This window comes from Marivita sp. S2033 (genome assembly GCF_046592965.1).
Taxonomy (GTDB): Bacteria; Pseudomonadota; Alphaproteobacteria; order Rhodobacterales; family Rhodobacteraceae; genus Marivita.
The window spans coordinates 89,407-115,041 of the sequence record NZ_JBISBV010000006.1; the positions used below are offsets into that span (position 1 = coordinate 89,407).

The 25,635-nt window shown below is 60.7% G+C and carries 24 protein-coding genes; 13 read left to right on the plus strand and 11 right to left on the minus strand.

Annotation, left to right across the window (positions count from 1 at the left end; translation table 11 throughout):
* Positions 1-52: 52 nt before the first annotated feature.
* Positions 53-451 carry a YbaN family protein gene (locus ACGKZZ_RS11840; RefSeq protein ID WP_411223776.1) on the minus strand — a complete coding sequence of 133 codons (399 nt, stop codon included), beginning with the start codon at positions 449-451 and terminating at the stop codon, positions 53-55.
* Positions 452-645: 194 nt separating this feature from the next.
* A complete protein-coding gene (locus ACGKZZ_RS11845) occupies positions 646-1,566 on the minus strand; it encodes a LysR family transcriptional regulator (protein WP_411223777.1) in 921 nt (306 codons plus the stop codon).
* A 166-nt stretch (positions 1,567-1,732) separates the two neighbouring features.
* Between ACGKZZ_RS11845 and ACGKZZ_RS11850 the strand changes: the two genes are divergently transcribed.
* The 4 genes from ACGKZZ_RS11850 to ccmE all read left to right on the plus strand — a co-directional run bounded on the left by ACGKZZ_RS11850 (position 1,733) and on the right by ccmE (position 7,869).
* A complete protein-coding gene (locus tag ACGKZZ_RS11850) occupies positions 1,733-5,152 on the plus strand; it encodes an indolepyruvate ferredoxin oxidoreductase family protein (RefSeq protein WP_411223778.1) in 3,420 nt (1,139 codons plus the stop codon).
* A 238-nt stretch (positions 5,153-5,390) separates the two neighbouring features.
* Positions 5,391-6,203, plus strand: coding sequence for a glutamate racemase (murI, locus tag ACGKZZ_RS11855; protein WP_411223779.1), 813 nt, complete (start codon positions 5,391-5,393; stop codon positions 6,201-6,203).
* Positions 6,204-6,247: 44 nt separating this feature from the next.
* On the plus strand, positions 6,248-7,276 hold the full coding sequence (gene argC, locus ACGKZZ_RS11860; protein ID WP_411223780.1) for an N-acetyl-gamma-glutamyl-phosphate reductase: 1,029 nt from the start codon (positions 6,248-6,250) through the stop codon (positions 7,274-7,276).
* A 143-nt stretch (positions 7,277-7,419) separates the two neighbouring features.
* Positions 7,420-7,869 (plus strand): cytochrome c maturation protein CcmE, encoded by a 450-nt coding sequence (ccmE, locus tag ACGKZZ_RS11865; protein ID WP_411223936.1) that lies wholly within the window; start codon positions 7,420-7,422, stop codon positions 7,867-7,869.
* 99 nt (positions 7,870-7,968) lie between these two features.
* On the opposite strand, the gene eno is transcribed toward ccmE, so the two are convergent.
* The 5 genes from eno to ACGKZZ_RS11890 form a co-directional block, all read right to left on the minus strand.
* Positions 7,969-9,246: a phosphopyruvate hydratase gene (eno, locus tag ACGKZZ_RS11870; RefSeq protein ID WP_411223781.1), complete on the minus strand. Its 1,278-nt coding sequence runs from the start codon at positions 9,244-9,246 to the stop codon at positions 7,969-7,971.
* A gap of 201 nt (positions 9,247-9,447) precedes the next feature.
* Positions 9,448-9,858 (minus strand): Fur family transcriptional regulator, encoded by a 411-nt coding sequence (locus ACGKZZ_RS11875; RefSeq protein ID WP_411223782.1) that lies wholly within the window; start codon positions 9,856-9,858, stop codon positions 9,448-9,450.
* Between the two features lie 76 nt (positions 9,859-9,934).
* The gene (locus ACGKZZ_RS11880; RefSeq protein ID WP_411223783.1) at positions 9,935-10,780 is read right to left on the minus strand and encodes a DMT family transporter; all 846 of its coding nucleotides are present in this window, start codon (positions 10,778-10,780) and stop codon (positions 9,935-9,937) included.
* Positions 10,781-10,789: 9 nt separating this feature from the next.
* On the minus strand, positions 10,790-11,572 hold the full coding sequence (locus ACGKZZ_RS11885) for a DUF533 domain-containing protein (protein ID WP_411223784.1): 783 nt from the start codon (positions 11,570-11,572) through the stop codon (positions 10,790-10,792).
* A gap of 93 nt (positions 11,573-11,665) precedes the next feature.
* Positions 11,666-13,084 carry a protein adenylyltransferase SelO gene (locus ACGKZZ_RS11890; RefSeq protein WP_411223785.1) on the minus strand — a complete coding sequence of 473 codons (1,419 nt, stop codon included), beginning with the start codon at positions 13,082-13,084 and terminating at the stop codon, positions 11,666-11,668.
* A gap of 105 nt (positions 13,085-13,189) precedes the next feature.
* On the opposite strand from ACGKZZ_RS11890, the gene ACGKZZ_RS11895 reads away from it, so the two are divergent.
* A complete protein-coding gene (locus tag ACGKZZ_RS11895) occupies positions 13,190-13,729 on the plus strand; it encodes a CBS domain-containing protein (RefSeq protein WP_411223786.1) in 540 nt (179 codons plus the stop codon).
* Positions 13,730-13,732: 3 nt separating this feature from the next.
* On the opposite strand, the gene ACGKZZ_RS11900 is transcribed toward ACGKZZ_RS11895, so the two are convergent.
* Both ACGKZZ_RS11900 and ACGKZZ_RS11905 read right to left on the minus strand, forming a co-directional pair.
* Entirely contained in the window at positions 13,733-14,179 is a 447-nt protein-coding gene (locus ACGKZZ_RS11900; RefSeq protein WP_411223787.1) for a GNAT family N-acetyltransferase, read from the minus strand.
* Positions 14,176-15,117, minus strand: coding sequence for a nucleoside hydrolase (locus ACGKZZ_RS11905; protein WP_411223788.1), 942 nt, complete (start codon positions 15,115-15,117; stop codon positions 14,176-14,178). Before ACGKZZ_RS11905 ends, ACGKZZ_RS11900 begins: the two co-directional genes overlap by 4 nt.
* Positions 15,118-15,331: 214 nt before the next feature.
* Between ACGKZZ_RS11905 and zwf the strand changes: the two genes are divergently transcribed.
* Genes zwf through pgi form a run of 3 tightly spaced genes read left to right on the plus strand, consistent with a single transcriptional unit; the run spans position 15,332 to position 19,049 of the window.
* A complete protein-coding gene (zwf, locus tag ACGKZZ_RS11910; RefSeq protein ID WP_411223789.1) occupies positions 15,332-16,786 on the plus strand; it encodes a glucose-6-phosphate dehydrogenase in 1,455 nt (484 codons plus the stop codon).
* Complete coding sequence (pgl, locus tag ACGKZZ_RS11915; protein ID WP_411223790.1) at positions 16,783-17,460, plus strand: 6-phosphogluconolactonase; 678 nt, start codon at positions 16,783-16,785, stop codon at positions 17,458-17,460. Before zwf ends, pgl begins: the two co-directional genes overlap by 4 nt.
* Positions 17,461-17,465: 5 nt before the next feature.
* The gene (gene pgi / locus ACGKZZ_RS11920; RefSeq protein WP_411223791.1) at positions 17,466-19,049 is read left to right on the plus strand and encodes a glucose-6-phosphate isomerase; all 1,584 of its coding nucleotides are present in this window, start codon (positions 17,466-17,468) and stop codon (positions 19,047-19,049) included.
* 20 nt (positions 19,050-19,069) lie between these two features.
* Here the strand turns inward: pgi and ACGKZZ_RS11925 are convergent, their stop codons facing one another.
* A complete protein-coding gene (locus ACGKZZ_RS11925; RefSeq protein ID WP_411223792.1) occupies positions 19,070-19,552 on the minus strand; it encodes an acyl-CoA thioesterase in 483 nt (160 codons plus the stop codon).
* A 128-nt stretch (positions 19,553-19,680) separates the two neighbouring features.
* Here ACGKZZ_RS11925 and ACGKZZ_RS11930 point away from each other — a divergent pair, with 128 nt between their 5' ends.
* The 5 genes from ACGKZZ_RS11930 (at position 19,681) to ACGKZZ_RS11950 (ending at position 24,210) form a co-directional block, all read left to right on the plus strand.
* A complete protein-coding gene (locus ACGKZZ_RS11930; protein ID WP_411223793.1) occupies positions 19,681-20,298 on the plus strand; it encodes a holin-associated N-acetylmuramidase in 618 nt (205 codons plus the stop codon).
* Positions 20,289-20,831, plus strand: coding sequence for a holin family protein (locus ACGKZZ_RS11935; protein WP_411223794.1), 543 nt, complete (start codon positions 20,289-20,291; stop codon positions 20,829-20,831). Before ACGKZZ_RS11930 ends, ACGKZZ_RS11935 begins: the two co-directional genes overlap by 10 nt.
* Before the next feature lie 84 nt (positions 20,832-20,915).
* On the plus strand, positions 20,916-22,883 hold the full coding sequence (locus ACGKZZ_RS11940) for a heme lyase CcmF/NrfE family subunit (RefSeq protein WP_411223795.1): 1,968 nt from the start codon (positions 20,916-20,918) through the stop codon (positions 22,881-22,883).
* Between the two features lie 2 nt (positions 22,884-22,885).
* On the plus strand, positions 22,886-23,359 hold the full coding sequence (locus tag ACGKZZ_RS11945) for a cytochrome c-type biogenesis protein CcmH (RefSeq protein ID WP_411223796.1): 474 nt from the start codon (positions 22,886-22,888) through the stop codon (positions 23,357-23,359).
* 74 nt (positions 23,360-23,433) lie between these two features.
* On the plus strand, positions 23,434-24,210 hold the full coding sequence (locus ACGKZZ_RS11950; RefSeq protein WP_411223797.1) for an enoyl-CoA hydratase-related protein: 777 nt from the start codon (positions 23,434-23,436) through the stop codon (positions 24,208-24,210).
* Positions 24,211-24,264: 54 nt separating this feature from the next.
* Here ACGKZZ_RS11950 and ACGKZZ_RS11955 read toward each other — a convergent pair whose 3' ends face one another.
* Positions 24,265-25,560: a citrate synthase gene (locus tag ACGKZZ_RS11955; protein WP_411223798.1), complete on the minus strand. Its 1,296-nt coding sequence runs from the start codon at positions 25,558-25,560 to the stop codon at positions 24,265-24,267.
* Positions 25,561-25,635 lie beyond the last annotated feature (75 nt).

Sequence of the window (25,635 nt, forward strand, 5' to 3'; positions counted from 1 at the left end):
TGTCTTTAGGCCATGACCCGTCTCAGGACAATGGAGCGCGGGTGGATTGATGTTATGCGTCGGGACGTGTGAGGACGAACAGCGATGCGCCGCCAAGGCAGACACCCTGGATCGCAAGGACATACCCCGGCAGACCAAGAACGACACTGACGAGAAACGTGACACCCATCATCGACGCCGCCAGGATCTTGTGGCGACGGGCAATGGCACGACGGGTTTCCCAGGCGACCACCGGCGGGCCGAAGCGCGGATGATCGACGATCCACGCACGCAGGCGCGGCGAGCTGCGGCCGAAGGAAAAAGCGGCAAGCAAAAGCAGCGGGGTGGTCGGCATGACCGGCAAGAACGCCCCGATTATTCCCAGCAGCAAGGCGAGCGCGCCAAGCGTCATCCAGAATGGACGTGCAAGAAGATCCCAGCGAATGCGCCTTTGCTTTTGCCTCTTGGTCATGGGGTCAACACCAGTGCCTGTGCGCTAAAAAAAAGGCCGAGCATAAGCTCGGCCGAAGTCCAACAGGGAGGTATGAAGATGAAACGCAAAACCGCGTCCCGTCTCACATGACCCAAATATGTCATTCGCGCTAAAAATGGCAAGTCCTACAACGCAGGACATATGTCATTCCCGCTATGCGTGAGGCGCATGGGTCACACATCGCCACGCGCGCTGGCCTCTAGTGCCTTGCGGGTCTGGCGATGCGCAAAGATCTCTTCCTGAACGAAGTCGCGGAATGCGGCGATGCGTTTGGATTGCCGCAGCTCCTCGGGATAGGCAAGGAAAACAGGGACTTCGACGGATTCCACATCCGGGAGAACCCGTTGGATGCTTGGGAAATCCTCGATGATATAATCCGGCAACACGCCGATCCCGAGGCCGGAAAGCACGCTTTGCAGGACGCCGAAGTAGTTATTGACGGTGAGCATGGACTGGATGTCATGCGCAAGAAGTTGCTGAACCAGCATCATGCCCGCGCTGACCTGTGCATCGCGCGGGTTTTGACAGATCAACCGATGCCCGCTTATTTCTTCCATCGACTGCGGCGCGCCGTTTTGCGACAGGTACTCGGGCGACGCATAAAGGCGCATCCGGATCGCCATCAGCTTCTTGCGGATGAGATCGGCCTGGCTTGGTTCCTTCATGCGCACGGCCACGTCCGCTTCGCGCATTGGAAGATCGAGCACGCGCTCTTCCAGCATCAGGTCGATGTTGAGATCGGGAAATTTCTCGTAGAGTTTCGGCAGGCGCGGCGCGAGCCAGAGCGATCCGAAACCGATGGTGGTGGTCACGCGCAGTTCGCCGAACACTTCTTCTTCGCTGTCGCGGATGCGCGCGGTTGCCGCGTCGATGCGCTTGCTCATGGAGCGGGTGGCATCGAAAAGCAATTCGCCCTGCTCGGTGAGAATCAGTCCGCGCGCGTGACGGTGGAACAGCACCGTGTTCAGCGAATCCTCGAGCGCGCGCACCTGGCGCGACACGGCAGATTGCGACAAATGCAGCGCGTCGCCTGCGTGGGTCAGGCTGCCTGCGTCGGCGACCGCGTGAAATATTCTGAGTTTATCCCAGTCCATGATATTCGCTTTCAATCAATGCGATCCCCTTACAGGACATATCTGCATTTATGAACGACAACTTTGCCGAACCTTGTCTTATCACGAAAAAATTTGTGGTAAGGTCAGCAATTATGACCTAAATTTATGCTAAACTGAACACACATTTAGCGCGGGGAGGCGTCGGATGACCAAAGCTGACATCACACTGAACGATCGTTTTGATCTGAGCAAATCGCCGGTGTTGCTGAACGGCACGCAGGCGCTGGTGCGGCTCATGCTGATGCAAAAGGCGCGCGACGTGGCGGCCGGGTTGAACACCGCCGGTTATGTCACGGGCTATCGCGGTTCGCCCTTGGGTGCGGTCGATCTTCAGATGAACAAGGCGTCGCGCCATCTGTCTGCGGCCGATGTGACGTTCAAGGAAGGGCTGAACGAGGATCTCGCCGTAACCGCGCTTTGGGGCGCGCAACAGGCCGAGATGCGCGGCGAGGGGCGCTATGACGGCGTTTTCGGGCTCTGGTATGGCAAGGGGCCGGGGGTGGACCGATCTGGCGACGCAATGCGTCATGCCAACATGGCGGGTTCGTCCCAACATGGCGGCGTCTTGATGGCGATGGGCGACGATCACACCGGCGAATCCTCGACCGTCTTGCACCAGTCCGAATGGGCGATGGTGGATGCCTATATGCCCGTTGTGTCCCCGGCGGGCGTGCAGGAGGTTCTGGATTACGGGCTGTACGGCTTTGCCCTGTCGCGCTTTTCGGGGCTTTGGGTCGGTCTGAAGACGATGAAGGACACGGTCGAGGCGACAGCGGTCGTCGATGGTCGCCCGGACCGCATGTCGTTCGTGACCCCTGATTTCCAGATGCCCGAGGGCGGGTTGAACATTCGCCTCGGTGACACGCCGCACGCGCAGGAAGCGCGGATGATCGACTACAAGCGCTTCGCCGCCGAGGCGTTCTCGCACGCAAACCAGATGGACAAGCGCGTTCTGGGCAAGCCCGGAGCCAAGATCGGCTTTGTCGCGGCCGGCAAGAACTGGCTAGATCTGGTGCACGCGCTGAATCTGCTGGGCATCGACGCTGACGAAGCCGAGCGGTTGGGCATCACCACCTACAAGGTTGGCCAGACATGGCCGCTCGACATGGAAGGGTTCCACGACTGGGCCGAAGGGCTCGAGCTGATCGTCGTCGTCGAGGAGAAGCGCAAGCTGATCGAGGTGCAGATAAAGGAAGCCATCTTTGACGACCGGCGCGGTCGCAGGGTGTATGGTTGGTACAAGGGCGGCGCGGGGGGAATGCATCGCGACGAGCTTTTCCCGACGCGCGGGGCGCTTGATCCGGTGATGATCGCGGAGCGTCTGGGCGGCATCCTCATCGAGGAGGGGCGCAATACGGATCGCATCAAGGCGGGCCTGCAAGCTATTGACGATGCAAAGAAAGCCGACAACGCCGAAGAGATCGCGGCGCGCTTGCCCTATTTCTGTTCGGGCTGTCCACACAACACCTCCACCAAATTGCCGGACGGCAGCCGCGCCTATGCCGGCATCGGGTGTCACTACATGGTACAGTGGATGGACCGCGAAACCGTGGGCTTTACCCATATGGGGGCGGAGGGCGCGAACTGGATCGGGGAGTCGCTGTTTTCGAAAAGACCGCATGTTTTCCAGAACTTGGGAGACGGAACGTACAATCATTCCGGCGTGCAGGCGATCCGTGCGGCACTGGCTGCGGGAACCACGATTACCTACAAGATCCTCTATAACGACGCCGTTGCAATGACCGGCGGGCAGAAGAACGAAGGCGGTTTGACGCCTCAGCGGATCGCTGCCGAACTGCGCGCGATGGGGGTGCCCCATGTCGCGGTGGTGTATGACGAAAAAGAAGACGTCAACTTTAAAGACTTCCCGCAAGACCTTGAATTTTATGAAAGACAGGATTTGCAAACCGTTCAGGAGAAGTTTGCAAAGATCGAGGGTGTGAGCGCGATTGTCTACATCCAGACCTGCGCCGCCGAAAAGCGGCGCCGCCGCAAGCGCGGCCAGTTTCCCGATCCCGACAAGCGCGTCTTTATCAACACCGATGTCTGCGAAGGCTGTGGTGATTGTGGCGTGCAATCGAACTGCGTGTCCATCGTGCCGAAGGAGACGGAGTTGGGCCGCAAGCGGGCGATTGATCAATCCTCCTGCAACAAGGATTATTCTTGCCTCAAAGGGTTTTGCCCGTCTTTCGTGACCCTGGAAGGCGCTGTCATTCAGAAAAGTGCCACCGCGGATGTCGTTCTGCCGGACATGCCCGAACCGGATTTACCTGCCATTAACGGGACGTGGAATATGGTCATCACAGGCGTCGGCGGAACCGGCGTCGTGACCATCGGGGCGGTGCTTGCGCAGGCGGCGCAGATCGACGGCAAGGGCGCCGGTATGATGGAAATGGCTGGTCTCGCGCAGAAAGGTGGGGCGGTGCATATCCACTTGCGTCTGGCGGATGCACCGGCAGACATCAGCGCCATTCGCGTCGCTACAGGCGAGGCGGACGCGCTGATCGGTGGCGATCTGGTGGTCAGCGCCGGCGCGAAAACGCTGGGCCTGATGAAAACGGGTCGCACCGGCGGTGTGGTGAACGCGCATGAGATCATTACGGGGGATTTCACGAGGAATACCGATTTCGCCCTTCCGACCGACCGCTTGCGGCTTGCCCTCGAAGCGCGGCTGCGCGAGCGTCTGGACATGTTCGACGCCTCTGATTTGGCAAAGGCGGTGTTGGGAGATTCGATATTCTCGAACATGATGATCCTCGGCGCGGCCTGGCAGCGCGGGCTTGTGCCTCTGACATATGATGCAATCAAGCAAGCCATCGAATTGAACGGAGCCGCGGCCGAGAAGAACATCCGCGCCTTCCAAACCGGTCGGTGGGCGGTTCTGCACCCCGAGGATGCGGCGCGCGTCGCTGAACCGAAAGTCGTGGACCTTCCGAAAACACTGGCCGATCGCATTGAGTATCGCTTCGATCATCTGGTGAAGTACCAAAGCAAGCGCTATGCAAATCGCTATCTCAAACTGGTCGAGTCTGTCAGCGATCCGCGTCTTAAAGAGGCCGTGGCGATGGGCTATCACAAGGTTCTGGCGTACAAGGACGAATACGAAGTCGCGCGCCTGCATCTTGAGACCCGTGACAAGGCCAAGGCCGAATTTGGCGGCGATTTCAAGATGTCCTTCCACCTTGCGCCGCCGCTTCTCAGCAAGGAGGGCGCAGACGGGCGGCCAGTGAAGAAGCAATATGGTGAGCGGATGCTGACCGGCTTTGCCATTCTGGCGCGCTTGAAGGCGTTGCGCGGCACACCGTTCGATCCGTTCGGGCGCAATGAAGAACGCAAGATGGAGCGGGCGCTGATCGCGCAATACGAAGCCGACATGGCCGAGTGGCTGCCCAAGGCGTCGCAGAATTCGATGGATGCTTTGGTTGCCTTGGCGGAATTGCCTTTGCAAATCAAGGGTTTCGGTCCGGTCAAGAAGGCCAACGAGGCGCGTGCTGCAAAGCGGCGGGAAGAATTGCTGGCAGCCTTGAGGGATGGTGGCCAGGGATTGCGGCAGGCGGCGGAATAACAGGCGGCGCAATGATCGTAACGCAATGTTAGGATCATGCGCCTAAGCCTGAATGTGGTGCCGCATACGCAGAAGGGTCGCGGGCTTGGCTGTTCAAGCAAGCGCACCGCCCCGAAACAGCGGCAAAAAATCCCTACTCTGACAGATGGATATTTCCCGCAAAGCGACGTAAGAGCAAAGTGAAATGCCGCTGTTCAGACACCGCGGCGATCAGGTTCGGGCGCAAGGGGAATGCGGCATGGCGGTTGGCATATTCGACAGCGGTTTGGGCGGTTTGACCGTTCTGGACGCCGTCTCCAAAAGGCTTCCCGAGGTGCCGTTCGTGTATCTGGGCGATAACCGGAACGCCCCTTACGGCGTTCGCGATGCGGATGATGTCTACAATCTGACCTGCGCGGCGACGGAACGGCTGTGGGATGCAGGGTGCGATCTTGTCATCCTTGCCTGCAACACAGCATCCGCAGCCGCACTTCGGCGCATGCAGGAGAATTGGATTCCGCGCGACAAGCGGGTGTTGGGTGTTTTCGTACCTCTGATCGAAGCATTGACGGAGCGGCAATGGGGCGACAATTCCCCCCCGCGCGAGGTGGCGGTACAGCATGTGGCGCTGTTTGCGACGCCCGCGACCGTTCGCAGCCGCGCGTTCCAGCGCGAACTGGCGTTTCGCGCGATTGGTGTCGACGTAGAAGCGCAGGCCTGTGGCGGTCTGGTCGATGCGATCGAGGATGGCGACATGATCCTTGCCGAAGCGCTGGTGCGCAGCCATGTCGATGCGCTCAAGCGAAAGATGCCGCAACCGGAGGCGGCGATCCTTGGATGCACCCATTACCCCTTGGTGCAGGATGCCTTTCAGGACGCGTTGGGCCCGGAAGTTGCGGTCTATTCGCAGGCCGATCTGGTAGCCGCGTCCTTGGCGGATTATCTTGAACGGCATCCGTCGATGTTCGGGCCGGGCGAAGAGGCCAAGTTCCTGACGACCGGCGACCCAAGGCGCGTGTCCGATCACGCCACTCAATTCTTGCGCCGCAAGATCACGTTTCAGTCGGTTTGAGCGGTCTGCCCCGCGTCTGGAACCAGTCACAGAGGGACAAAGTGATGCCTTTCAAAATCGCCATTATCGGTGCCAGCGGATACACCGGAGCCGAGCTGTTGCGCCTGATCGCAACCCATCCCGACATGGAAATCGCAGCACTTGCCGCAAATTCCAAAGCCGGTCAGAGCATTGCCGAGGTCTTTCCTCATCTGCGCCATCTCGATCTGCCGCAGTTGGTCACATGGGAAGAAATCGACTTTACCAACATTGATCTTTGCTTCTGCGCGCTGCCACACAAGACCAGTCAGGACGTGATCGGGCGCTTGCCCAAGACATTGAAGATCGTCGATCTTTCGGCAGATTTCCGACTTCGCGATCCGGCGGCCTATGAGCAATGGTACGGCAACACCCACGCAGCACCCGACATGCAGGCCGAGGCCGTTTACGGCCTGACGGAGTTCTACCGTGATGCGATTGCGAAGGCGCGGCTGGTGGCTGGCACAGGGTGCAATGCGGCAACGGGGCAATATGTGCTGCGCCCTCTGATCACCGATCGGGTCATCGGATTGAGCGACATCATACTCGATCTCAAATGCGCGGTCTCCGGTGCGGGGCGGTCCTTGAAGGAGAACCTCTTGCACGCCGAATTGTCCGAAGGAGCGAACGCCTATTCTGTCGGCGGCACGCACCGCCATCTTGGCGAATTCGATCAGGAATTTTCAGAGCTGGCCGGCGAACCGGTTCGGGTGCAGTTCACACCGCATCTGATCCCGGCAAACCGCGGCATCCTGGCGACGTGCTATGTGAGCGGCGACGCGCGCGAGATCTATCGCTCGTTGGCTGACGCCTATGCGGACGAGACGTTTATCGAGGTCCTGCCGTTCGGCGAGACGCCGTCGACCCATCATGTGCGCGGCTCGAATTTTTGCCATATCGGCGTGACCGGCGACCGCATTGAGGGACGGGCCATTGTCATCGCGGCATTGGATAATCTGACCAAGGGATCGTCGGGGCAGGCTCTGCAAAACGCCAACTTGATGCTGGGACTTGATGAAAGCACCGGTCTGATGCTCGCGCCCTGTTTTCCGTAGGATTGATCTTGCGACATCGGAGAGACGGGACGAATCCACGAAAACCGCCTGAAATGCCCTGCGGCATTTGATCTGGCGCAGTGTTCATTGCGGCGAACTGTGTTTATATTCGCTATCTATTGCAAAGTGAGGGTGCCATGTCGCTGAAATCGCTTAAAAAGCAAAGACGGATACAGGTCATCGCCTTGGCGACGGTCGCTTTGGTGTTGTCGACGGCTCTGATCGGCTACGGAATGCGCGACGGAATCAACTTTTTCCGCTCGCCCAGCGAGGTCGCGGCGGAACCGCCAGCACCGAACGAAACGTTCCGTATCGGCGGTTTGGTCGAGGATGGCTCGATTGTGCGCGGTCAGGGGTCGACTGTGTCCTTCATCGTCACAGATGGCGGCGCGGCGGTTCCTGTGACCTATAGCGGGGTCTTGCCCGACCTGTTTTCCGAAAATCAGGGCATGGTCGGGACCGGACGTTTGGTGAACGGCGTGTTCGAGGCGACGGAAATCCTGGCCAAGCACGACGAGGAATATATGCCGACCGAAGTGGTGGATGCGCTGAAAGAGCAGGGCGTTTACCAGGAACCGAACGCCGGAAGCTGACGACTGGCGGGAACGACCGCCGCCCGTCCAGAATTCTTCTCATCAAAAATAATCAAAAACCGGGCGCGGAGCGCCCGGCCTTTCGGACCTATCCGGCTCTTACGCTTTCAGGATCGACCGTCCGGCGTATTGCGCGGTCTCTGCAAGCATTTCCTCGATCCGGATCAACTGGTTGTACTTTGCCAACCGGTCCGAGCGGGCCAGCGAGCCGGTTTTGATCTGTCCACAATTGGTGGCCACGGCCAGATCGGCGATGGTCGCGTCTTCCGTCTCGCCCGAACGATGGCTCATCACGTTGGTATAGCCGGCGCGGTGGGCCATCTCGACCGCTGTCAGGGTTTCGGTCAGGGTGCCGATCTGGTTGACCTTGACCAGCATGGAATTGGCGCAGCCCTGTGCGATGCCGTCTGCCAGACGCGCGGGGTTCGTGACGAAAAGATCGTCGCCAACCAGTTGCACAGTGTCGCCTAGAACGTTGGTGAGGGTGGCCCAGCCATCCCAGTCATCTTCGGACATGCCATCTTCGATCGACAGGATCGGGTAATCGTTCACCAGCGCCTGAAGATAAGCGACATTTTCATCCGAGCTGAGTGTCTTGCCTTCACCGGAGAATACGTATTTGCCGTCCTTGTAGTATTCGGTCGCGGCACAATCGAGGGCGAGGTAGATGTCGTCGCCGGGGGTGTATCCGGCTTTCTCGATGGATTTCAGAATGAAATCGAGCGCGTCGCGGGTTGACGACAGGTTTGGCGCAAATCCGCCCTCGTCACCGATACCGGTCGACAGACCGGCGTTGGACAGCTCTTTCTTCAGCGTGTGAAAAACCTCGGACCCCATGCGCACCGCATCGCGGATGTTGTCGGCCGCGACCGGCATGATCATGAATTCCTGAATGTCGATCGGATTGTCGGCATGTTCGCCGCCATTGATGATGTTCATCATCGGCACCGGCAGTATCCGCGCCGATGTGCCGCCGACATAGCGATACAGAGGCTGGGCCGAGAAATCCGCAGCGGCCTTTGCGGCCGCGAGGCTGACGCCGAGGATCGCGTTGGCGCCAAGGCGGCTCTTGTTGTCGGTGCCGTCCAGTTCGATCATCGCCATGTCGATGCCGACCTGTTCGGTCGCGTCCATTCCGACAATTTCCTCCGCGATCTCGCCGTTGACGGATGCGACCGCCTCCAGAACGCCCTTGCCCATGTACCGGCTTTTGTCGCCATCGCGCTTTTCGACGGCTTCGTAGGCTCCGGTGGATGCACCCGACGGAACGGCGGCGCGCCCGATGGTGCCGTCTTCGAGCATGACATCAACTTCGACGGTGGGGTTGCCCCGGCTGTCGAGGATTTCGCGGGCGTAGATGTCGATGATGGTGCTCATGTCGGGCGTCCTGAGTTTGAGAGGGTTATGGGCGGTATAGCAGGGAAGGGCGTAAAGTAAACTAGCAATGATAGCGCTAACACGGCATTTGCAGTCCCGTAAAAGCCGGAGTTGACGACGAGCGCACCGGATCAAAGGGTTGAGTGGTCGATCTCCTCGCCGAGGGCGAGACCGATGCAAGGCCAGAGAGACCGTGCCAGCCTATTTCCTGATCTTCACGCCGTAGAGTTCGAGCCGGTGGCCCTTGAGTTTGTAACCAAGCTTGGCGGCGATCTTTTCCTGCAATGCCTCGATCTCTGGATCGACGAATTCGATCACTTTACCGGTTTGCAGATCAATCAGATGATCGTGATGGTCGCGTTCCGCATCTTCGTACCGCGCGCGCCCATCGCCGAAATCGACCTTCTCCAAAATCCCGGCTTCCTCGAAAAGCTTGACCGTCCGGTACACCGTGGCGAGCGAGATGTTGGGATCAAGCCCCGAGGCGCGGGCGTATAGCTCTTCGACATGGGGGTGATCGGCCGAGTTTTGCAGCACCTGCGCAATGGTCCGGCGTTGCTCGGTCAGGCGCAAGCCGTTGGCTTCGCAGCGCGAGATGATGGTGTCGGACATCGCCGGGGCCTCTTGTCGTCGTGTGGCGGGGTTTAGCCAAAAGTGGGCGTCATGACCATAAGGGAGGGTCGAAAAATTACGCCACGCGGCGCAGGTGCCAAAGGTAGATCATCAAACTGCCGATGACGATCGCGCCGCCGGTCAACATCCGGCTTGTCGGCGCCTCGTCGATCACCAGCCAGACCCAGACGGGGCCAAGCACCGTTTCGAGCAACAGAAACAGGCTGACGTTCACCGATGCTGTATGCCGCGAGGCTTCTGACATGAGGTAAAACGACACCGGGACGACAAACAGGCTGGCGGTGGCGATCGCCCAGAGATTGCCCTCGACCAGCGCATTCGGTCCGGAGAGCAGCAATGCGCCGATGCCGGCCAAAAGAGCACCAAACCCGACAGCGCCCAGGAGCGGCATCTGCGGATTGTGGCGCAACAGGGTAAAGCTGAGTGACAGGCTGAATGCGACGCCAAGCCCAGCAACCACACCCAACACGGCGTTGGGGTTCAGCGCGATATCACCTTTGCCCGACACGGCGATGAGAATGCCGGTCCCGACGCAGGCAATGGCGATCCAGGTCGCCGGGTTGGTGGGTTCGCGATAGAGAACCCATGACCACAAAGCCGCGCAGATCGGCACCGTTGCCACCGCAATCAGCACGGCGGCGACCGGAGCAAGGTAGATCGCGGTGGCAAACAGTGCAGCGTTTGCGGATTGCGCAAGGATCAGCGCGACGCCCGTCCCCGAGGCAAGACGCGGCATCTGGCGTGCCTGCCCGGTGAACAGCGCGGCGATCAGGAACAAAATGCCCATCGACAGCCCGCGCCACGCGACCATGGGTGCTGCGGTCATCTCGGACAGGCGTATGAGAAGGGCATCCGGCGTGAGGATCATCACGCCGGCAAATGCCAGCAGCAGACCTTTCATTCAGTGGCGTCAGCTGTAAAGCGGCGTCACGCCCATCTGCATGTGCAACGTGTTGACGGTCGGCTGATCAAGCTCCATCCCGCGCGCCAATGCGTCGAGATATTGCGCTTCGGCTTGGGAATCGAGACGGATCGTCATCAGCGAGGATGAATAGACCTGCGCGCGCAGATGCGCCGGTGTATCCTTGGCCAGTGCATCGACATCGACGGGCGCTTCGAGTTGTTCCTGCACGAAGGCAATGTCTTCTGCATCGGCATCGTCGCCCACGGTTTCGAGGATCTTGGCGCGCTCGGCTGCGTCGATGCCGCCATCGGATTTTGCCGCCTGGATCATCGCCCGCAACATCAGGGCGGCCGCTTCCTCTGCCTCGGGCGTTGCAACGCCGGACTTGGCGAACTGATCCATCAGACCACCCATGTTCTTGCCGCCCATTGACGCCATTCCGCCTGCCGCCGCGAGGATTCCGGCGAGTCCCGGACCGCCCGAGTTGCTGTCCATCGAGGACAGCAGACCACCCTTGTCACCCGCAGTTTTCGCGCTTCCCGCGCCCATGAGGGATGACAGATCGAGGCCACCCGATTGCAGTTTCTCCATGATGGTCGCCAACGGGTTTTCGCCGCGATTTCCCATCAATTGACCCATCTGGGCCTGCATGTTGGACATCGGGTTGTCGCCCTTGATCTGGGCGCCGCCCATCATGCCGCCAAGGCCCTTGCCACCCGAGAAATGATCCACGCCGCGCGCGGTTGCGTATCCGATGGCCACCTTGGCCAGTGTTCCCATGAGGCTCATAGATCATCTCCGTGATATGTTTCACGTCCACGATGACAGATTCGAAGGTGTCTGGCGACAGGGCTGTTTTTTCGGCGGCTGCCGCGCCCGCGATCAGGTGCCGCAGTATGTGGCTGCGACGACTTCGTCGGGTTGCGGCGGTTGGCGCAGATCGGCGTAGGCGGGATCGTCGTCATAGGGATGCGCATATGCCGCAAGAAGATGGTGAAAGGCGCTGTCATCGCCGCGGGTGGCGGCGTCGATCATTGCCTCGATGCGGTGATTGCGCGGTATGAGTGCCGGATTGGCCGAGTGCATCACGCGCTCGGGGTCTGCCTCGGTCTCAAGGCGCGACTGCCACGTTTGCGCCCATGCGTCGAACTTTGCGGTGTCGGTGATGTGGTCGCTCGCAGTGCCGTCCGGCAGGCCGCGGAACGTGTTGGTGAAATCCGCCTCACTCTCTTGCATCAAGCCAAGGAGCTCGGTGATCAGCGTCGCGTCTTCCGGCTTTGGGTCGGTCAGGCCGATCTTCGCGCCAAAACGGCTCAGCCACTGCGCGCGGATCATCTCCGGCATGGCATGGATCTGCGCGGTGAACGGTTCGACCGCCGCTTCGGGGTCGGGCATCAGCGGCAAGAGCGCGGTTGCCAGTTGTGCCATGTTCCAGACGATGATGTCGGCCTGCGCGGCATAGCTGTAGCGGCCATAGCGGTCGATGGATGAATACACGGTCTCGGGGTGATAGGCGTCCATGAAGGCGCAGGGGCCATAGTCGATGGTTTCGCCGGAAATCGCGCAATTGTCGGTGTTCATGACGCCGTGGATAAAGCCGAGCGCGAGCCAATGCGCGACCAATGCCGCCTGTTTGCGCATCACGGCATCAAGAAACAGAGCGGGGTCGGTCGCGTCCGGATAATGCCGTGCCACCGCGTATTCAAACAGCGTTTGCAGGCCGCGCGTGTCACCTCGGGCGGCGAAGGCCTGAAACGTGCCGACACGCAGATGGCTTTGCGCCACGCGGGTCAACACCGCACCCGGCAAAGGCCGGTCGCGAATGACCTGTTCGCCGGTGCGAACGGCGGCCAGCGCGCGGGTGGTGGGCACGCCGAGGGTGTGCATGGCCTCGCTGAGGACGTATTCCCGCAGCACCGGCCCAAGCCAGGCGCGCCCGTCGCCCATACGCGAGAACGGCGTACGCCCCGCACCTTTGAGTTGGATGTCACGGCGGACGCCATCCGTACCGATGGTCTCGCCCAACAGTACGGCCCGGCCATCGCCAAGCTGGGGGCTGTACTGACCGAACTGGTGTCCGGCATAAAGCTGCGCCAGCGGAGCTGCGCCATCCGGAATGGCATTGCCTGCAAAGACAGCCGCCAGATCGGGATCGTCCAGCCCCTCGATCCCCAACTCGCTGGCAAGCGGCAGGTTGATCGCAATCAGGCTGGGCGCCTTTACCGGCGTCGGAGCGACCCGCGCGAAGAACGCATCGGGCAGGGTGACGTAGGTGTTGTCGAAGGGAATGTGCAAGGTCATGGGTGTTAGATAGGGCGCTCGGGGTGAAATCGCCAGTCGCCGATTGTGCCTTGCCTTTGTCAGATGCGTCCTAGGATCAAAGGGACATTGAAAAGGAGAGTTACGATGGCTGCTTCCAACCCTTACGGTATGCAACTCAAGGACCGTCCTGAATTTTCCTCAAAACCGAAACCGTTATGTATGCCACCCGACGCGACGGTGGATGACGCGGTGCAGGCGATGAGTGCGAAGAACTTCGGCTCTGTTGTTGTGGTCGACAAAGATGAGAAAGTCATCGGCATCGCCACAGAGCGCGACGTGATGAGAAAGCTGGTCGCCCAGGGCCGCGACGCAAAAACCACCAAGCTTTCCGAGATCATGACGGAAAATCCGCGCATGGCGCGCGACACCGATGATGTTGTGGATTGGCTGCGCATCATGTCGAACGAACGATTCCGCCGACTGCCGGTCGTTGACGGTGATGGCAGGATCAAGATGATCTTCACCCAGGGCGATTTCGTGAGCTACACATGGCCCGATCTGATCTACCAAGCCAGAGAACTGGCCAAGGCGGGAATGGCGCGAAACTATCCGGTCTGGCTGATCGGTGGCGGCGTCATGGTGTATTCCATCCTGATGGTCATTCTTGTGGCGACCATCCTCTAGCGCTCACAGCACCCGCGACATCAGCGTAAAGTCATCGCGGGCCTTGAACCGGGCGCGGGCGTAAAAGCGGTTCAGGGTGTCATCGTCGCGCCGCGCTTCAAGATGGAGCGCGCGAATGCCGCCCTCGCGCAGCGCCTTGGCAAGACCGTCGAGCGCTTCGCCGCCCATGCCGCGCTTGCGGACGGCGCTGCGGATGTAGAGTTCGTCAACCATTGCATCCATGCCGCCGAACTCGACCGACCAGCCGAACGACACCACGACATACCCGACCGGCGCGCGGCGCGGGCCGATGAGCCATATCGCGCCATGTGGCGATCCCTCAAGAAGAGGAAGGATCGCGTCGCGTTGATGATCTGCGGTGGTTTCAAACCCTTCGTGCTCGTGGAATGCCGCGACCAGCGGCAGGAGCTTGGCCAGATCCTCGGCATTGGCGAGATGCAGCGATCTCATAGCCGGGCAATCCGGTCGGTCAGAAGTGTGAAGAACCCGTCGGAATCCAGGTCGCCCATGAAGGTCGCATTGGGCGCGCGGTCGGTCACGCCCCACCAGTCGGCGACGGTCATGCCAAGCGTCAGCTCGGATCGGGTTTCGATCTCGACGTTGATGTGACGGCCGGTAAAGAGGTTGGGATCAATCAGGTAGGCGGTCACACAGGGATCATGCAACGGAGCGCCGTCGCTGCCGTATTTCTCCTTGTCGAACCGTTCGAAGAAATCGGTCATCTCGGCCACGGCCAGCCCCACAGGGGTATCGAGCGCCCGAAATGCGTCGTTGCGTGGCTTGGTCACCAACGCCTTATGGGTCACGTCAAGCGGCATCACGGTGATCGGTGCGCCGCAGGCAAAGACGATCTTGGCGGCTTCGGGATCGACATAGATGTTGAACTCGGCCGTGGGGGTGATGTTGCCGACCTCGAAATACGCGCCGCCCATCAGGACGATTTCCTGTATCCGCCCGGCGATATCGGGCGCGCGCTGCAATGCAACTGCAATATTGGTAAGTGGACCGAGGGGGCAGAGCGTGACCGTGCCCGAAGGCTCGGCGCGCAGGGTGTCGATGATGAAATCGACCGCGTGCCCGTCCTGCAACTGCATGGTGGGATCAGGCAGGGTCGGACCGTCAAGGCCGGTTTTGCCGTGCACATGCTCTGCCGTGACCAGCTTTCGCGCCAGGGGGGCATCGCATCCGGCGAATACCCGCGTTTCCGGCCGCCCGGCCAGTTCGCACACGATCCGCGCGTTTTTTTGCGTCAGCGCCAGGGGAACATTGCCGGCGACGGCGGTAAGACCAAGCACCTCGATTTCCTCGGGCGAGGCCAGTGCGAGCAGGATCGCGACGGCATCATCCTGGCCGGGATCGGTGTCGATAATGATCTTGCGCGCTGTCATGTCTGTCTCCTTGGCTGGCTGCGTGGTGGCATGAGGGCCGCACAGGTTCAAGCGCCATGATTGAAGCGGGCGGCGCTTTGCCGTTTCCCTGCGCGCCTGGTTGCGGCATGGTATTTGCGTGATAATTTGAAATGAACTGTTGCGAAATGCGTTTACAAAATCGTCGTTAGCGCTAACAAGTACGCAAAAGCACCAGAATCGAAAGGTCCGCGCCATGGTCTCCCGCGTAATTCCCGTCGACCCGTTTGATCTTGTCATCTTTGGCGGGACCGGCGATCTGGCCCGCCGCAAGATCCTGCCGGGCTTGTTTCGACGGTTCTGTGCCGGTCAGATGCCGGAGTCCTCGCAGATCATCGGCGCGGCACGATCCGATCTTGATGACGCGGCCTATCGCAAGATGGTCGGCGATGCGATTGCCGAGTTCGGCGGCGGTCGTGCCTGTGACAGTGGAACTTTGGACGCTTTTCTGAAGACGGTTCACTACGTCAAGACCGATGCCAAGGGCGATGGTGGCTGGGCCGAGTTGAACGACAGGATACAACAGGATCGGGTGCGCGCCTTTTATTTCTCGGTTGGGCCTTCGCTGTTTGGCGATCTGGCTGAACGCTTGCACCGTTTCGGTCTGGCGACGCCGCAAAGCAGGATCGTTGTTGAAAAGCCGTTTGGTCATGACCTCGAAAGTGCCAAGGCACTGAACGCGACGCTGGCCGAGCATTTCGATGAGACGCAGATTTACCGGATCGACCATTACCTCGGTAAGGAGACGGTGCAGAACCTGATGGCGGTGCGCTTTGGCAACATGTTGTTCGAGCCGCTGTGGAACGCGCAGTACGTTGACCACATCCAGATCACGGTTGCCGAAACCGTTGGCGTTGGCGGGCGCGGTGGCTATTACGACAAGTCCGGTGCGATGCGTGATATGATGCAGAACCATCTGATGCAGCTTTTGTGCCTGATCGCGATGGAGCCTCCGGCGAAATTCGATCCCGACGCGGTGCGCGATGAAAAGCTCAAGGTCATCCGCGCGCTGGAACCGGTCGAGCCGCACCATATCGTGCGCGGTCAATATGCGCCCACCAAGAACGAGCCGGGGTATCGCGACGATGTGGACGATCCGAAATCCCGCACCGAGAGTTTCATCGCGCTCAAGTGCCACATCTCGAACTGGCGCTGGGCGGGGACGCCGTTTTATCTGCGCACCGGAAAGCGGCTCAAGGCGCGCACGTCCGAGATTGCGGTGGTGTTCAAGGATGCGCCGCATTCGATCTTTGGCGTCGATGCGGGGCGTCACCGCAACGTGCTGGCGATCCGGTTGCAGCCCAACGAAGGCATGACGCTTGATGTGACGATCAAGGAGCCGGGGCCGGGGGGCATGCGGCTTTTGGATGTGCCGCTTGACATGAGCTTTGCCGAGGCGCTGGGCCCGGAAGCCGAGGAAGCGCCCGACGCCTACGAGCGGCTAATCATGGACGTGATCCGCGGCAACCAGACGCTGTTCATGCGCGGCGACGAGGTTGAAGCGGCCTGGGCGTGGACTGACCCCTTGATTGCCGGGTGGCAGGACCGCAATGATGTGCCCAAGGAATACGATGCAGGCAGTTCGGGGCCGGAAGACGCCTTGATGCTGATGCATCGTGATGGACGCAAATGGCGGGAGATCAAGGTATGAGTTACGATTTTCAATCCTACCCGGATCGAGAAATGCTGGCGATGGATCTGGCGAACAAGCTGTCCGGCGATTTGCGGATGAGTCTCAAGAACGCGGATCGGGTGGTGCTGGCGGTGCCGGGTGGCACATCACCGGGACCGGTGTTTGACGATTTGTGCGCCGCCAATCTGGACTGGAGCCGGGTTGACGTCGTGTTGACCGATGAGCGGTGGGTGCCCGAAGACAGCCCGCGCTCCAACACCCGGCTGATCCGCGAGCGGTTGCTGGTGGACCGTGCTGCCGAAGCGCGCCTGTTGCCGCTCTACAAACCCGCCTCCGAGCCTGAAGACGCATTGGCCGAGTTGCAGGCGCAGATCAAGGACAATTTGCCTTTGGCTGTCGTGCTGTTGGGGATGGGCGAGGATATGCACACGGCGTCGATATTTCCCGGTGCCGATCAACTGACGCGCGCCTTGGCTTCGGATGCGCCGACGTTGCTTGCGATGCGCGCACCGGGTGCGCCCGAGCCGCGCATCACGTTGAGCGCGCGAGTGCTGAACGAGGCCATGCGCAAGCACGTGCTGATTTTTGGGCCCGAAAAGCGGGCGGCGTTGGAAAAGGCCGAGGGGCTGTCCAACGAGGAAGCCCCGATCAACGCGGTTCTTGACGAAGCCATCGTGCATTGGGCGGAGTGAGCGGGATGTGGAATGCGCTGAAGGCGGCGGCAGAGGCGGGCCGGGACCGGGTGATCCTCGACCTGTTTGAGGCGGATGAAAGCCGGGCGGAGACGTTCAGCGTCACGGCGCTGGATCTGTTGTTCGACTATTCCAAAACGCAGATCGACGCGGCGACGTTGGACGTTCTGCTGGATTTGGCAAAGGCCGCGGAGGTTGAAGCGCGTCGCGACGCGATGGTCTTTGGGCGGGTGATCAACGAAACCGAAGGGCGCGCGGTGTTGCACACGGCGTTGCGCAATCTCGATGGCGAAGCGATCGAAGTTGACGGGCAGGACGTGATGCCCGGAGTTCTGGAGACCCTATCGCGGATGGAGACGCTGGCGCAGGATGTTCGCGCGTCTGACGTGACCGACGTTGTCAATATCGGCATCGGCGGATCGGACCTTGGGCCCGCAATGGCCTATCTGGCGCTGTCGCCCTATCGCGACGGGCCGCGCTGTCACTTTGTCTCGAACGTGGATGCCGCGGATATTTCCGACACGTTGCGCGGCTGCGATCCCGCGACGACCTTGTTTATCGTGGCCTCAAAGACGTTCACGACAATCGAAACCATGACCAACGCCCGAACCGCGCGCGCTTGGTTGCAGGATAACGGTGTCGAGCCGGACGGTCGCTTCATCGCGCTGTCCTCCAATGCCGAGGCTGCCGCCGATTGGGGTATTCCGCGCGACCGCGTGTTCGGTTTCGAGGACTGGGTTGGGGGGCGCTATTCGATCTGGGGTCCGATTGGCTTGTCGCTGATGCTCGCCATTGGGCCTGACGCCTTCCGCGCGTTCCTGCGCGGCGCTCAGTCGATGGACCGGCATTTCCGTTCGGCGGAGTTGCACGAGAACATGCCGGTCCTGCTGGCGCTGGTGGGCATCTGGCACAATCAGGGGCTGAATCATGCGACGCGCGCGGTGTTGCCTTATGACAATCGCCTGTCGCGCCTGCCTGCCTATCTCCAGCAGCTTGAGATGGAGAGCAACGGCAAGTCGGTGGCGATGGACGGCAGCGATCTTCCGGTCAATTCCGGCTCTGTGGTCTGGGGCGAGCCCGGCACCAATGGGCAGCACGCGTTCTATCAGCTGATCCATCAGGGCACGCGGGTGATTCCGTGCGAATTTATGGTTGCCGCCGAGGGCCACGAGCCGGAGTTGCGGCACCACCACGATCTGCTGATCGCCAATTGTCTGGCGCAATCCGAAGCGCTGATGCGCGGACGATCCTTGGACGAGGCGCGCGCGTTGATGGCGGCCAAAGGTCTGAACGGCGATGAACTGGAGCGGCAGGCGCGGCATCGGGTGTTTCCGGGCAACCGCCCCTCGACCACGTTGATGATGCCGAAGATGACGCCTGAGATGCTGGGCGAGATCATCGCGCTTTACGAGCATCGGGTGTTTGTCGAAGGGGTGATCCTGGGGATCAACTCGTTCGATCAATGGGGCGTCGAGTTGGGCAAGGAACTGGCGACATCGCTGGGACCGTTGGTCAGCGGCGATGCCTCGGCGGATGACAAGGATGCCAGCACGCGGGCGCTTCTTGACTACGTGCACCGGTATTCCTGAACGCGGGGTCGGAACGGTTCCTACCGCTCGGGCACACCATCGACATCGTGAAAGTGGGCGCGGATCTCATCGGGGATCGGCATGCGCCCGCTGCCGTCGGGCTTGAGCAGCACGATCACGCCCTGAAACGCCGCGCGCCTTGTGCCGCCGCTCCAGACCTCTTGCAACATGGTGAAACTGGTGTTGCGGTAGTCGATGGTCTTGGAGGTGACCACATATTCTTCGTCCGCGTGCATTTCCTTGAGCCAGTCCAATTCGCCACGACGGACAACGATGCGTGGTTCCTGGCTGGCGTCGTCATAGCGCGACAGGTCGATATGCTTGAAATACGCGACGCGCGCGATTTCGAACCACACCAGATACGCCACGTTGTTGACGTGGTTGAGCGGATCAAGCTCGGAAAAGCGCACGCGGTCGGCATGGGCCAGTGGCCAGACTTCGGAGAGGCCAGCGGCGCGCTGCTGCTCGGCGCTGAGCGGAGTGAGGTAGGGCAAATCGGTCATGGCGTGTGAGTGGCGATCCGCCGCAGAAATGTCAAAGCCTTTTGCCGGCGTTCCCGACGCACGGCGCTTTTTCCAATCGTTAACCCTTATTGCACAGGTTTTGCCCGACCAGGAAACCGGGGGCGAGTATGGGCGGACAAAGAATACGAGCGATTGCGCAAGAGATCGTGCGGCGCGAAGGCGGGTATATCGATGACCCTGACGACCCGGGCGGCGCCACCAATCACGGCGTCACGATCCACACGATGCGGCGTCTGGGGCTTGATCTGACAGGGGATGGCAGGATCACCTCGGCCGATGTGCGCCGATTGAGTGAAGATCAGGCGGTAACGATCTTTCTTGAACATTACTTCACCGGACCGCGGATTGCCGACTTGCCCGAAGCGCTGCAACCCAGCGTGTTCGACATGTATGTGAACGCAGGCGGCAACGCCGTGAAACTGCTGCAACGGCTGTTGGACAAGATGGGGTTTGACGTTGCGGTGGACGGCGTCATCGGCCCCCGAACTATCGCCGCTACAGCGCGAGCCTATGCGATAGCACCGGCGCATCTGGTCGACGCCTACGGGATCGAGCGGCGGAATTACTATTTCGATCTGGCTGACCGGCGACCCGCAAGTCGTAAATACGCCCGCACGCGGGCAGGTGGCAAAGGCGGCTGGATCACACGCGCCGAGGCCTTCATGGCCGCGCGGTATCATCTGGACGGACAGGCATTTCAACGAAGGGTGGCGGCATGGGACTGATCGAGCAATTGTTTTCCGTGATGTTTGGATCGGGGCGCAACGTGCTGCGCGACACCGCCGAGGTGTTTCGCCCCAATGCCGAGGCACAGGCGCAACGCGAACATTCCCGACAGGCGGCCGCACTGCAACAATTCGCACATGAATTTCACGCGCCCCAACGTGGCTGGTTCGACCGCTTCATGGACGCTCTCAACCGGTTGCCGCGTCCGGCGCTGGCGTTGGGTACATTGGGGCTGTTCGTGGCGGCCATGGTCGATCCGGTCTGGTTCGGCGCGCGAATGACGGGGCTTGCGCTGGTGCCCGAGCCGCTTTGGTGGCTGCTCGGGGCCATCGTCAGCTTTTATTTCGGCGCGCGGCATCAGGCCAAGGGGCAGGATTTCCAGCGCGATCTGGCAACGCGCATCGCCACGACGATGCCCGAGGTGACGCGACAGGTCGACGCGCTCGAACGCGAACCGGTGCGCAAGCGCGACATCCAGACCGATGGCAATGCGGCGCTGGAAGACTGGGCAGCGCAGCGAAAGGCGGGTTGATCCGGCGCTGATTGCGACAATGTGAACCGATCTCTGCGCCGATAGCTATTGGTGGCGACGGCGCGGATCTCTATAACGTGGCCCATGATTACAGAGCTTGGTCACTTCGCCCTCATCCTCGCGTTTCTTGTCGCGATCGTGCAATCCATCGTACCAATGGTGGGCGCCCACAAACGCTGGCCGGGCTGGATGGCCCTGGCCGAACCGGCGGCGACCGTGCAGTTCCTGCTGACGGGCTTTGCCTTTGCGGCGCTGACCTACGCGTTTGTCGTCTCGGATTTCTCGGTCCGCCTTGTCTGGCTGAACAGCCATTCCGCGAAGCCGATGCTGTATAAGATCAGTGGCGTCTGGGGCAACCATGAGGGCTCGATGCTGCTCTGGGTGCTGATTCTGACGCTGTTCGGTGCCATGGCGGCGTGGTTCGGCCAGGGTTTGCCGCCGACGCTGCGGGCGCGGGTGCTGGCGGTGCAATCGGCCATCGCGGTGGCGTTCTTCGCTTTCATCCTGTTCACATCGAACCCGTTTTTGCGCCTTGCGGTGGCGCCGTTCGACGGACAAGACCTCAACCCGTTGCTGCAGGACCCCGGCTTGGCCTTCCACCCGCCGTTCCTGTATCTGGGCTATGTCGGCCTCAGCATCTGCTTCAGCTTTGCCGTGGCCGCACTGATCGAAGGGCGCGTGGACGCCGCCTGGGGCCGCTGGGTGCGCCCCTGGACGCTGGCGGCATGGACGTTTCTGACCATCGGCATCGCGCTGGGATCCTGGTGGGCCTATTACGAACTCGGCTGGGGTGGTTTCTGGTTCTGGGATCCGGTCGAGAACGCCTCGTTCATGCCGTGGTTGCTGGCGGCGGCGCTGCTCCACTCGGCCATCGTGGTCGAAAAGCGCGAAGCGTTGAAGAGCTGGACAATCCTTCTGGCGATCCTCGCCTTCGGGTTTTCGCTCATCGGCACGTTCATCGTGCGGTCGGGGCTTTTGACATCGGTGCACGCCTTTGCCACCGATCCCGAGCGCGGCGTCTTTATCCTCATGATCATGGTGTTTTTCACCGGTGGTGCGCTGACGTTGTACGCAGCGCGCGCCAGCGCGATGGAGGCCAAGGGTGTGTTTGGCGTTGCCAGCCGTGAAAGCGCCATCGTGGCAAACAACGTGTTGCTCGCGGTCAGCTGCTTTGTGGTGTTTGTCGGCACGCTCTGGCCCGTCATGGCCGAAATGTTCTTTGACACCAAGCTGAGCGTCGGCGCGCCGTTCTTCAACATGGCGTTTACGCCGTTCATGCTGGTTCTTGGCTTGCTGCTGCCCATCGGCTCCATGCTGAGCTGGAAGCGCGCCAAAGTGGGCCGCACTCTCAAGCAACTGGTGCCGGGGTTCATTCTCGCCGTGCTGCTCATGGGGCTGTTCTGGACCATGCAGACAGGCAAGAGCCTGTTGGGTCCGGTGGGTGTTTTCCTTGGTGCCTGGATCGTCTCGGGGGCGCTTCTGGACCTTTTGAACCGCACCGGCAAAAGCCGTGATCTGGCGCGGCTGTGGCGGTTGCCGCGCGCGGATTGGGGCAAGGCAACGGCGCATGCCGGGCTTGGCATCACGATGGTCGGAATCGCCGGTTTGACGGCCTGGCAGGAAGAAGACATCCGCGTTGCGATGATCGGCGAGCCGTTTCAGGTTGGCGGTTTCGAACTGGAACTCGCGGCGGTCAACGACGTGCGCGGTCCCAACTATTTCTCGACGACCGGTGATGTCGTGGTTCGCAAGGACGGCGCGCAGATCGCGGTGCTCAACCCGGAGAAACGGACATATCCGGTGGCGCAGATGCCGACGACCGAGGCGGCAATCGACTACCGCTTCCTGCGCGACATCTATGTCGTGATCGGCGATGCGCAGGACAACGGTGGCTGGGTCATGCGGACTTATATCAAGCCGCTGGCCAACTGGATCTGGGGAGGCGCGATCCTGATGGCGCTGGGTGGGTTCCTGTCCCTGTCAGATCGCCGCTACCGGGTCGCTGCGGGTGCCAGACGCGCGCGTGAACCCCGGGGAGTTCCTGCGGAATGACGATGTTGCGTTTACTGAACGCGGGTTTGGTCGCGCTGTTGTTGGCCACGTCTGGCATGCCGGTGATGGCGGTCCAACCCGATGAAGTGCTGGCAGATCCGGTGCTGGAAAACCGCGCGCGCGAGCTGTCCAAAGACCTGCGCTGCGTGGTCTGCCAGAACGAAAGCATCGACGAATCCAACGCTGCTCTGGCGCGTGAGCTGCGCCTTGTGGTGCGCGAACGGCTGGTCGCGGGCGACAGCGATGTAGAGGTGATGAATTACCTCGTGGAACGCTACGGTGAATTCGTACTGCTCAACCCACGCACCGGTGGCTGGAACATCATCCTGTGGCTGTCCGGCCCGGTGTTGTTTCTGATCGCGCTGGTGGTCGGCATTTTCTACATCCGGGGCCGCTCAACCGCGGCCGCGCCAACCGAAGCAACGTTGTCGGAAGCGGAAAACGCGCGGTTGAAGGAAATCCTCGATACGGAATGACGCCGCGTTGACCTTTGCCAACGCGCAGAGTTGTGTGTTTGATGCGGGCAACCGGATTGAGGAGTGCCCCGCGCATGGATTACGACACCATCACTTTCGACATCACTGACGACATCGCCACCGTGACGCTGAACCGTCCCGACGTGATGAACGCGCTGAACACGCAGATGCGTGCCGAACTGACAGACGCGGTGCTGGCGGGGGGCAAACACGCGCGCGCCGTCGTGCTGACGGGGGCAGGCACGTCGTTTTGCTCGGGGCAGGATTTGGGCGACAGCGGCAACATCGCGACGCTCGATATGGAGCGGACGCTGCGCGACGAATATGTGCCGATGCTGCGCGCGATTTTCGACTGCCCGGTGCCGACCATCTCGGCGGTGAACGGTGCTGCGGCCGGGGCCGGGGCGAACCTCGCGTTGGCGGCAGATGTGGTGATCGCGACCGAGAGCGCGTTTTTCCTGCAGGCCTTTACCCGCATTGGCCTCATCCCGGATGCGGGCGGCACCTATTACCTGCCGCGCCAGATGGGGATGGCCAAGGCGATGGGTGCTGCGCTGTTCGCCGACAAGATCACCGCACGCCAGGCGGATGACTGGGGAATGATCTGGGAAGCCGTGCCCGATGCCAGTTTCGCTGAACATTGGCAGGCCCGCGCTGCGCATCTCGCCAAGGGTCCGAGTGCCGCTTATGCGCGCGTCAAGCAGGCCATTCGCGCCTCTTTTGACAATGATCTCGAAGGCCAGTTGGCGGTTGAGGCAAAGCTGCAAGGTCAGTGTGGCAAGACGCGTGATTTCAAGGAAGGTGTTATGGCCTTTCTGGAAAAGCGGCCAGCCCGCTATGAGGGGCGGTAGCCGTCAAAGACCTGCGAAAAAGGCCACCCGAAGGTGGCCTTTTGAAAGTATCTATCAGCGATTTTCGATATCGACGTAATCGCGCAGACCGCTGCCCTGATAGAGCTGACGTGGCCGGCCGATTTTCATCTGCGGATCGGCAAGCTGCTCTTTCCACTGCGAAATCCAGCCAACCGTACGGCTCAGCGCAAAAATCGGTGTGAACATCGACGTCGGAAAGCCGATCGCTTCGAGGATGATACCCGAATAGAAATCCACATTCGGGAACAGCTTTTTCTCGGTGAAATACGGATCTTCGAGCGCCGCTTTTTCAAGCGCTTTCGCAGTCGCCAGGATCGGGTTGTTTTCCACACCCAAAAGATCCAGAACCTCGTCCGCCGACTTTTTCATCACCGTCGCGCGGGGATCGAAGTTCTTGTAGACGCGGTGCCCGAAGCCCATCAGGCGGAACGGATCGTTCTTGTCCTTGGCGCGGGCGATATAGTCGGGGATGTTCTCGGGCGAGCCGATTTCCTTGAGCATCTCAAGGCAGGCCTGGTTTGCGCCGCCATGTGCGGGGCCCCAAAGACACGCAATCCCGGCTGCAATGCAGGCGAACGGATTTGCACCTGACGACGACGCCAGACGCACCGTCGAGGTCGAGGCGTTCTGTTCGTGATCGGCGTGCAGGGTAAAGATGCGGTCCATCGCGCGCGAGATGATCGGATCGACCTCATATTCCTCTGCCGGGACGGCAAAGCACATATGCAGGAAGTTGGCCGCGTAATCGAGATCGTTGCGCGGATACACGAACGGCTGGCCGATGGAGTATTTGTAAGCCATCGCGGCAATCGTCGGCATCTTGGCAACCAGGCGGTGCGACGCGATCTCGCGCTGGCGCTCGTCGTTGGGATCGGTGCTGTCGTGGTAAAAGGCCGACATCGCGCCAACCACACCGACCATCGTCGCCATCGGATGCGCATCGCGCCGGAAGCCGCGGAAGAAGTTGTGCATCTGTTCGTGAATCATCGTGTGTCGCGTGATCGTGGCCTCGAATTCTTCCAGATCGGCGGCTGACGGCAAATCTCCGTAAAGCAGCAGGTAACACACCTCGAGATAGTGCGACTTTTCGGCCAGCTGTTCGATCGGGTAGCCGCGATGCAGCAATTCACCCTTGTCGCCGTCGATAAAGGTGATGGTGCTGTCGCAGCTTGCCGTCGACGTGAAGCCGGGATCATAGGTGAACACACCGGCTTGTCCGTAAAGTTTACGGATGTCGATCACGTCCGGCCCACAGGTGGGCGTGTAGATCGGCAGTTCATAGCTTTCGCCATCAATGGTCAATGTCGCAGATTTGGAGGTGTCTGACATACGTGGTCCCTTCGTCTCATTGCTTTGAACGGAGGTTCAAAGCCAGCTATTCAATCCCAAGGTGAACGCACCGTC